This window comes from Actinotalea sp. (genome assembly GCF_041597215.1).
GTDB lineage: Bacteria > Actinomycetota > Actinomycetes > Actinomycetales > Cellulomonadaceae > Actinotalea.
In genome coordinates, this window is record NZ_JBFHHB010000150.1 from 1 (window position 1) to 8,218 (window position 8,218).

8 protein-coding genes are annotated in these 8,218 nt (G+C 73.3%); all 8 read left to right on the forward strand.

The window, feature by feature from the left end:
• The first annotated feature begins 36 nt into the window (after positions 1–36).
• Complete coding sequence (locus tag ABWK99_RS11000) at positions 37–1,008, forward strand: ABC transporter permease (protein WP_372594747.1); 972 nt, start codon at positions 37–39, stop codon at positions 1,006–1,008.
• Positions 1,005–1,883, forward strand: coding sequence for an ABC transporter permease (locus tag ABWK99_RS11005; protein WP_372594748.1), 879 nt, complete (start codon positions 1,005–1,007; stop codon positions 1,881–1,883). The genes ABWK99_RS11000 and ABWK99_RS11005 overlap by 4 nt, the downstream gene beginning before the upstream one ends.
• Complete coding sequence (gene murQ, locus ABWK99_RS11010; protein ID WP_372594749.1) at positions 1,883–2,803, forward strand: N-acetylmuramic acid 6-phosphate etherase; 921 nt, start codon at positions 1,883–1,885, stop codon at positions 2,801–2,803. Before ABWK99_RS11005 ends, murQ begins: the two co-directional genes overlap by 1 nt.
• Before the next feature lie 11 nt (positions 2,804–2,814).
• On the forward strand, positions 2,815–3,972 hold the full coding sequence (locus tag ABWK99_RS11015; RefSeq protein ID WP_372594750.1) for an anhydro-N-acetylmuramic acid kinase: 1,158 nt from the start codon (positions 2,815–2,817) through the stop codon (positions 3,970–3,972).
• Positions 3,973–3,981: 9 nt separating this feature from the next.
• Positions 3,982–4,497 (forward strand): N-acetyltransferase family protein, encoded by a 516-nt coding sequence (locus ABWK99_RS11020; RefSeq protein ID WP_372594751.1) that lies wholly within the window; start codon positions 3,982–3,984, stop codon positions 4,495–4,497.
• Positions 4,494–5,615: a mandelate racemase/muconate lactonizing enzyme family protein gene (locus tag ABWK99_RS11025; RefSeq protein ID WP_372594752.1), complete on the forward strand. Its 1,122-nt coding sequence runs from the start codon at positions 4,494–4,496 to the stop codon at positions 5,613–5,615. The genes ABWK99_RS11020 and ABWK99_RS11025 overlap by 4 nt, the downstream gene beginning before the upstream one ends.
• Positions 5,612–6,808 carry a serine hydrolase domain-containing protein gene (locus ABWK99_RS11030; protein WP_372594753.1) on the forward strand — a complete coding sequence of 399 codons (1,197 nt, stop codon included), beginning with the start codon at positions 5,612–5,614 and terminating at the stop codon, positions 6,806–6,808. Before ABWK99_RS11025 ends, ABWK99_RS11030 begins: the two co-directional genes overlap by 4 nt.
• The coding region (locus ABWK99_RS11035; RefSeq protein ID WP_372594754.1) for an ATP-binding cassette domain-containing protein at positions 6,805–8,218 on the forward strand (1,414 nt) is incomplete at its 3' end. The genes ABWK99_RS11030 and ABWK99_RS11035, both read left to right, overlap by 4 nt.

Here is an 8,218-nt window from a genome sequence, read left to right on the forward strand (position 1 = left end):
CCCCCCCCCCCCCCACCCCCTGACGAGAGGGGCAGCATGCTCCGGCAGGTCCTCCACCACAGCGTCGTGCGCCGCGGGACGCAGATGGTCGTCACCCTCCTCGGTGTCGCCGTGTTCGTCTTCGTCATGCTGCGCGCGATCCCGGGGAACCAGATCACCGCGGGCCTCGGCACCGAGGCCGCTGCACTGACCCCGGCCCAGCGGGCCGCGCTCGAGAGCTACTACGGGCTCGACCAGCCCCTCGTCACCCAGTTCTTCAGCTGGCTGGGGAACCTGTTCAGCGGCAACCTCGGGTTCTCCTCCCGGGCCCAGCAGAGCGTCCTGGAGATGACGGCGAACGCCCTGCCGGTCACCCTCGAGCTCGCGCTGCTCTCGATCGTCCTCGGCCTGCTGATCGGGGTCCCGCTCGGGATGCTCGGGGCGTCGCGGCCCGAGTCGGCTCGCGACGTCGTCGGCCAGGTCGTCAGCCTCGGCGGGCTGTCGATCCCCGCCTTCCTCCTCGCGACCGTCCTGCTGTCGACCCTCGCCCAGGTGTGGGGCTACAACCCCAACGGCGAGGTCTTCGTCTCGCTCACCCAGGATCCGCTGCTCAACCTCCAGCAGCTCATGCTCCCCGCGCTGGTCCTCGGCTTCGGGATCGGGGCGCCCATCATGCGCACCACCAGGACGGCCGTCCTGGACGTGCGGTCCCAGGACTTCGTCCGCACCGCGCGGGCCAAGGGGGTCCCGGTGCGCAGGCTCTACGCCAAGCACATCCTGGGCAACGCCCTGGTCCCCATCGTCACGATGACCGGCCTGCAGTTCGGCTACCTGCTCGGTGGCGCAGTCGTCGTGGAGCAGGTCTTCTCGATCCCCGGGATCGGCAGGCAGGTGCTTCTCGGCATCCAGCAGAAGGAGTACGCAGTGGTGCAGAGCACCGTGCTCGTCATCGCGGTGGCGTTCGTCCTGGTCAACCTCCTGACCGACGTGCTGTACCGGCTGATCGACCCCCGGGTGCGTGCCGCATGAGCGCGATCACCGACGTCTCGCACGTCCTTCCCGGCGCCGCCGGGGGCCAGATGGGCGCCCTGCTGCGCAGCAGGAGCGGGCTCTCCGGAATGCTGCTGACGGCGGTGCTCATGGTCGTCGCCCTGCTCTCCGTCACCGGCCTCCTGCCCTACGACGCGATCACCCAGGACCCGCTGGCCCGTCTCCAGGGACCGTCGGCCGCGCACTGGTTCGGCACCGACCAGTTCGGTCGCGACGTGTTCGCCCGGGTCGCGGCGGGGGTGGCGAACTCCTCGCTGATCGCCGTGGTCGCCGTGGCGTTCGCGACGGTCGTCGGCACCGCAGGCGGCCTCGTCGCGGGCTTCTTCCGGCGGCTGCCCGACGTCCTCATCAGCGGCCTGACGAACATCCTCTTCGCCTTCCCGCCGCTGCTCCTCGCGCTCTCGCTCGCCTCGGTCTTCACCAGGACCTGGTTCACGGTCGCCGTCGCCATCGCGATCGTCTACGTCCCGATCTTCGTCCGGGTCACTCGCGGGCCGGTCCTCTCGCTGCGCGAGGTCGAGTTCGTCAGGGCCGCGACGAGCACGGGGGAGAGCCGCACGGCGATCATGATCCGGCACGTGCTGCCGAACCTCACCTCGATCCTCATCGTGCAGGTCGCGCTGTCCCTCTCCTGGGCCGTGCTCACCGAGGCCTCGTTGAGCTTCCTCGGGCTCGGCACGCCACCTCCGGCGCCCTCGCTCGGCTCGATGATCTTCGAGGCCCGCACCCTCGTCCAGGTGGCGCCGTGGTCGATGGCCGCGCCGGGCGCCGTCGTCGTCCTGCTGGTCGTCGGCCTCAACCTCCTGGGCGACGGGCTCCGGGACGTCTTCGACCCGCGGAACAGGGGCGCATGATGCCGATCGACGAGAGCCTCCGCGGCCTGGCGAACCTGTCGACCGAGGCGGTCGACCCGGAGCTCGCCGCGATCGACCGGATGTCGGTCGCCGAGCTCGCTGCCGTGATGAACGCAGCGGACGCGGCCGTCCCCGGTGCCGTGGCCCGTGCCCTGCCGAGCATCGTCCCGGCGATCGAGGCCGTGACCGAGCGGGTCAGGGCGGGTGGCCGGCTGGTGTACGTGGGCGCAGGGACGCCCGGCAGGCTCGGGGTGCTCGACGCCTCCGAGTGCCCGCCGACCTTCGGGACCGAGCCCGAGAGGGTCGTCGGGATCATCGCCGGCGGACCCGTGGCCCTCGTCTCTGCGGTCGAGGGTGCGGAGGACGACGCGGAGCTGGGCGAGCAGGCGATGGCCGAGGCCGGGATCGGCCCGATGGACGCCGTCGTCGGGATCGCCTCGAGCGGCCGCACGCCCTATGTGGTCGCCGCGATCGCCGAGGCACGGCGCCGCGGCGCGCTCACCGTAGGCCTGTCGTGCAACGTCGGCGCCGAGCTCAGCTCCGTCGCCGAGCACGCGATCGAGATCGAGGTCGGCCCTGAGCTCATCAGCGGCTCGACCCGGCTCAAGGCAGGGACGGCGCAGAAGCTCGTGCTCAACATGTTCTCGACGATCACCATGGTCCAGGTCGGCAAGACCTACGGGAACCTCATGGTCGACGTGCGCGCCTCGAACGCGAAGCTGCGCGAGCGCGCCGTCCGGATCGTGCGGGCCATCGCGGGGGTCGACCGGCCGACGGCGACTCTCGCACTCGAGAGAACGGGGTACCGCGTCAAGCACGCGGTGCTCATGCTCCGCCTCGGGCTCGCTCCCGAGGACGCGGAGGAGAGGCTCGCCGCCGTCGGCGGCCGGTTGCGCGACGTCCTGGAGGGAACGGCATGAGGGTGCTCGGCATGATCTCAGGGACCTCGCACGACGGGATCGACACCGCCGTCGTCGACCTCGTCCACGCGGAGGGAGGTCTCACGGGGACGGTCGTGCACACCGGGAGCACGCCCTACTCGGCAGAGCTCCGCGCCCGGCTCGTGGCGGCACTCCCGCCGGCGCCGACGACGCTCGCAGAGGTCTGCGAGCTCGACACGCTCATCGGTCAGGCCTTCGCCCGGGCGGCAGTCGCCGTCGTCGAGGAGAGCGGACCGGTCGACCTGATCTGCTCGCACGGCCAGACGGTCTTCCACTGGATCGCGGACGGCGCTGCCCTCGGCACGCTCCAGCTCGGCCAGCCCGCGTGGATCGCCGAGGCCACCGGGGCGCCGGTCGTCTCCGACGTGCGCGCGCGGGACCTCACGGTGGGCGGGCAGGGCGCCCCGCTGGTCTCCTTCCTCGACAGCCTCCTGCTGGCGGGCGTACCGGGCACGCGCGCGGCGCTCAACCTCGGCGGCATCTCCAACATGACGGTCGTCGGGCCGGGCGGGGACCTGCTGGCCTATGACATCGGCCCCTCGAACGCACTGATCGACGCCGTCGTCGTCGAACGGGGGCTCAACCCGCTCGGCTACGACCGGGACGGCGCCATCGCGGCCGCCGGCACCGTCGACGAGGCCCTCCTGGCCGTCCTGCTCGCCGAGCCCTACTACGCGCTGCCCGCGCCGAAGAGCACCGGGAAGGAGCTCTTCCACGGCGCCTACGTCCACGCTGCCCTCGACCGGGCGGGGACGGACCCGAGCGACGCGGACCTCCTCGCCACGCTCACCGAGCTCACCGTGCGCACCGTCGCCGCGGAGGTCCGCCGGGCAGGGGTGAGCACGCTGGTCGCCTCGGGCGGGGGCTGCCGCAACCCCGTCCTCCTCGCGGGGCTGCGCGCGGCTCTCCCGGAGGTCGACGTCCTGCTCTCCGACGATCTCGGCGCCCCGGCCGACGAGAAGGAGGCGATCGCCTTCGCACTGCTCGGCTGGTGCACGGTGCACGGCGTCCCCGGCACCCTTCCGGCCGGGACCGGGGCCCGCGAGGCGCGGATCCTGGGCAGCATCACTCCCGGGTCCGGCCCGCTCGTCCTGCCGGACCCGCTCGAGGTGCCCCTCGGCTCCCTGGCGCTCGTCGACGGCAGGTAGGGGCGGCAGATGCAGAACGTGCGCGTGCGCCCTGCGACCCCGGGGGACCTCGACGAGATCGTCGCGGTCTTCCTCGGCTGCTGGCGCGAGACCTACGCCGCCGTGCTCCCGCAGCGGACCGTCGACCTGATGACGGACGAGAAGGCGCATGCGTTGTGGGGGCGGGTCGTGAGCGAGTCGGAGCCCGGCGACCTGCTCGTCGCGCACGCTGCTGCACCGGAGCAGCTCCTCGGCGTGGCGAGGACGGCTCCCGTCGTCGCCGGCACCGGACATCTCGCCTCGCTCTACGTCCGCCCGCAGGCCCAGGGCATGGGGGTGGGCCGTCTGCTGATGGACGCCGCGCTCGAGCGGCTCGAGCGATCGGGCGCGCGCTCGGCGACCCTGTGGGTGTTCCGGGACAACGCCCCGTCGCTGGCGTTCTACCGGCACCTCGGCTGGGAGCCCGACGGTGAGGAGCGGACGCAGCCCGAGTTCGGCGAGCCGGAGCTGCGCCTCGCGCGCACGCTCGGGCGGGAGGGTCGATGAGCCCGGTGGTGCGAGAGCTGCGGGTGCACAGCACCTCCCTCGCGCTCGTGCGCCCCTTCGTCACCGCGATCCGTCGGGCGGACAGCATTCCCGTCGTCCTCGTCGAGGCCGTGGACGAGGAGGGGACCAGCGGCTGGGGGGAGGCGGCGGCGAGCTGGCGCGTGACAGGGGAGTCGCCCGAGAGCGTGCGCAGCGCCGTCGAGGGACCGATCGCCGAGGTGGTGATCGGGCGCTCGCTCGACGGCCTCGACCACCTCGACCTCGACCTGTCGAGGGCGCTCGTGCAGAACTCCGCCGCGCGCTCGGCCGTGGAGTGCGCCGTGCTCGACCTCGCCGCCACCCGGGCCGGCCGGACGCTCGCCGGCACGATGGGCGCCACGCGCGACGGCGTGCTCACCGACGTGACCGTCTCCGCAGGGAGCACGGACTCCCTCGTGAACGACGCCGTCCGCTGGGCGGAGGCGGGCTTCGGGACGATCAAGCTGAAGGTGGGCGCCGGCGGCGACGACCGTTCAGCGCTCCCCGCGGTGCGCGAGGCCGTCGGCCCGCAGGTCCGCCTCCGCGCCGACGCGAACCAGGGGTGGGGCGTGGACGAGGCGGTCGGCATCATCCGCCACTGGGAGGACGCCGGCGTCGACCTCGAGCTGGTCGAGCAGCCTGTGCGTGCCCGGGACCTGGACGGCATGGCCGCCGTGACCGCGCGCGTGGCGACCCCGGTGCTCGCGGACGAGTCGGTGCGCACGAGCGAGGACCTGGACGAGCTGATCCGCCGGAGCGCTGCGGACCTCGTCAACCTCAAGCTCGCCAAGAGCGCCGGCCCGGCCCGGGCGCGGCGGATGGCGAGGCGCGCGGCGGAGCACGGGCTCGGGGTCGTGATCGGCTGCATGATGGAGAGCGCCGTGGGTGTCGGTGCGGCGGCAGCGCTCGCGGCGAGCCTGCCGGGGCCCGACGGCGAGCGCACGCACGACCTGGACGCGGGGCTCTGGCAGTCGACGGCGCCGGTGCGCGGAGGGATCAGGTACCGGGGCCCTCGGATCGTCTTCTCGGACCGCCCAGGTCTGGGGATCGACGGACTCGCCGGGCGCGGGTCGCCGAGCCGATCGGAGGTCCCGGCATGACCGCGATCGCCCTCGAGGACCTCGCGCGCCGACTCGTCACCCAGGTGCCCGGTGCGGCACCGGCGAGCGCCCTGCCACCGATCGGCGCCGTGCTCGGTGTGCACACCCGGGACGGCACACGCGTCGCCGCGGCGGGCTCCGCCTCGGTCGGCACCGACCAGCCGATGACGACGGGCACCTGGCACGACCTCGCCTCGGTCACCAAGGTCGCGGGGACCACGGCCGCCGTGATGCGCCTGGTGTCCGACGGGCTGCTCTCCCTCGACCAGCAGGCCGCCGGCCTCCTGCCGACCTTCGGGGAGGGCGCCAAGCGGGACATCACGGTGCGGGACCTCCTCGCGCACCGCTCGGGGATGGCCGCGTGGTGGCCGCTCTACCTCGAGGCCCGGCCAGGGGCCGCGCCGCGCGCCGCCCACGCGGTGGTGGACGCACTCCCGCTCACGGACCGGCCGGGATCCCGGCACCGCTACTCCGATCTCGGGTTCGTCCAGCTCGGGCGGATCGTGGCAGCGGTCACCGGCCTTCCCCTCGCGAGCGCCGTGCGGACACTGGTGCACGAGCCGCTCGGCGTCGACCTCCGCTACGGGACGGAGCCCGGGAGCCCCGTGGCGGCGAGCGCCCTGGACGACCGGGTCGAACGGGAGATGATCGACTCGGGGATCCCGTACCCGGTCCCGTTCGTCTCCGCAGGGTTCGCCGGGTGGCGCACGGGCCTCATCCAGGGCCAGGTCCATGACGGCAACGCCTTCCACGCGCTCGACGGGGTCTCGGGCCATGCCGGGCTGTTCGGGACGGTCCCGCAGCTCCTGCGGTTGGCCGTCACCCTCGGCCGTGCCCGGCAGGAGCCGTCGCTCTGGGCCCCTGAGGTGCTCGACGTGTTCTTCGGCGCCGCCGAGCAGGCCGCAGGCGACGGTCGGCAGCCGTGGCAGCAGGCCCTCGGGTTCCGGCGCTACACCCTCGACCTCGGCGGCCGCGAGGTCGTCGCGCTCGGCCACCCCGGCTTCGTCGGCGCCGCCATGGCCTTCGTCCCGGGTGCCGAGGTGGCCGTCGCCCTCGGCACCAACCGACTCCTGCACGGGGGCGTCCCCGTCCCCACCGAGCTCCTGCTGCGCGAGGTCCTGCGTCTCGCGCTCGACCCGACCGCTCCGTCCTCCTTCCGTCCCGCCCCCGAGCCGAGCCGAGGTATGTCGTGACCGACCCGACCCCGTTGCTGTCCATCCGTGACCTCTCCGTCGCCTTCCGCTCCCGCGCGGGTGAGGTCGCCGCCGTGAACGAGGTGACCCTCGACGTCCTCGCCGGGCAGACGGTCGCCGTCGTCGGCGAGTCGGGCTCGGGGAAGTCCACGACGGCAGCAGCGGTGAACCGCCTGCTCCCGGGCACGGGTCGGATCACCAGCGGGCAGGTGCTCTTCGACGGTCGGGACCTGGCCTCGCTCAGCGAGCGCGAGATGATCGCCGTGCGTGGCGCCGACATCGGTTTCGTCCCGCAGGACCCGATGTCCAACCTCAACCCCCTGATGCGGGTGGGTGAGCAGATCGCCGAGGCCCTCGAGGTGCACGGGAAGACCTCCGGTGCCGCGACGCAGACGGCGGTGATCGAGCTCCTGGACATGGTCGGCATCGGGGACCCGGAGCAGCGGATGCACCAGTACCCGCACGAGTTCTCCGGCGGCATGCGGCAGCGGGTGCTGATCGCCATGGGGCTCGCCTGCCGTCCGCGCCTGCTCATCGCGGACGAGCCCACCAGCGCGCTCGACGTGACCGTGCAGCGGAAGATCCTCGACGAGCTCGACGCGCTCGTCGGACGGCTGGGGACCGCCGTCATCCTCATCACGCACGATCTGGGCCTTGCGGCGGAACGTGCCGACACGATCGTCGTGATGAACAAGGGGCGCGTGGTGGAGTCCGGGACGGCGCAGGGGATCCTCGACTCCCCCCAGGACGAGTACACCCGGCGACTGCTGGCCGCGGCACCGAGCCTCACCTCGACCCGGTGGTCCCGGCCGGCGCGGGTGACCGCCTCCGAGCGGGCCGCCGAACCGGCGGCCGGCGCGCAGACGCGGTCGCAGGACGCGCCCCTGGTGCGGGTGGAGCGGCTCTCCAAGACCTACCTGCTGCGGGCGCCACGCACCGGGGCGGTCCGCGAGCTCGCCGCCGTGAGCGACGTGGGCTTCACGATCCCGCGTGGACGCACGGTCTCCCTGGTGGGCGAGTCGGGTTCCGGGAAGTCCACGACGGCCAACATCGTGCTGGGGCTGGAGACGGCGACCGAGGGGCAGGTGTTCTTCGACGGGGTGGACATCGCCCCGTTGTCCCGTCGAGAGCTCTTCGCGTTCCGGCGCAGGATCCAGCCGGTGTTCCAGAACCCCTACGCCTCGCTCGACCCGCGCTACACCGTCGAGAAGTCGATCGCGGAGCCGATGAGGGTGCACCGGGGGGGGACGCCCAAGACCCGTCGCACCTGGGTCGCGACCCTGCTCGACCAGGTCGCGCTTCCCTCGGCGCTCGCCTCCCGGCTCCCGCACGAGCTCTCGGGCGGCCAGCGCCAGCGCGTGGCGATCGCGCGGGCGCTCGCCCTCTCGCCGGAGCTCGTCGTCCTCGACG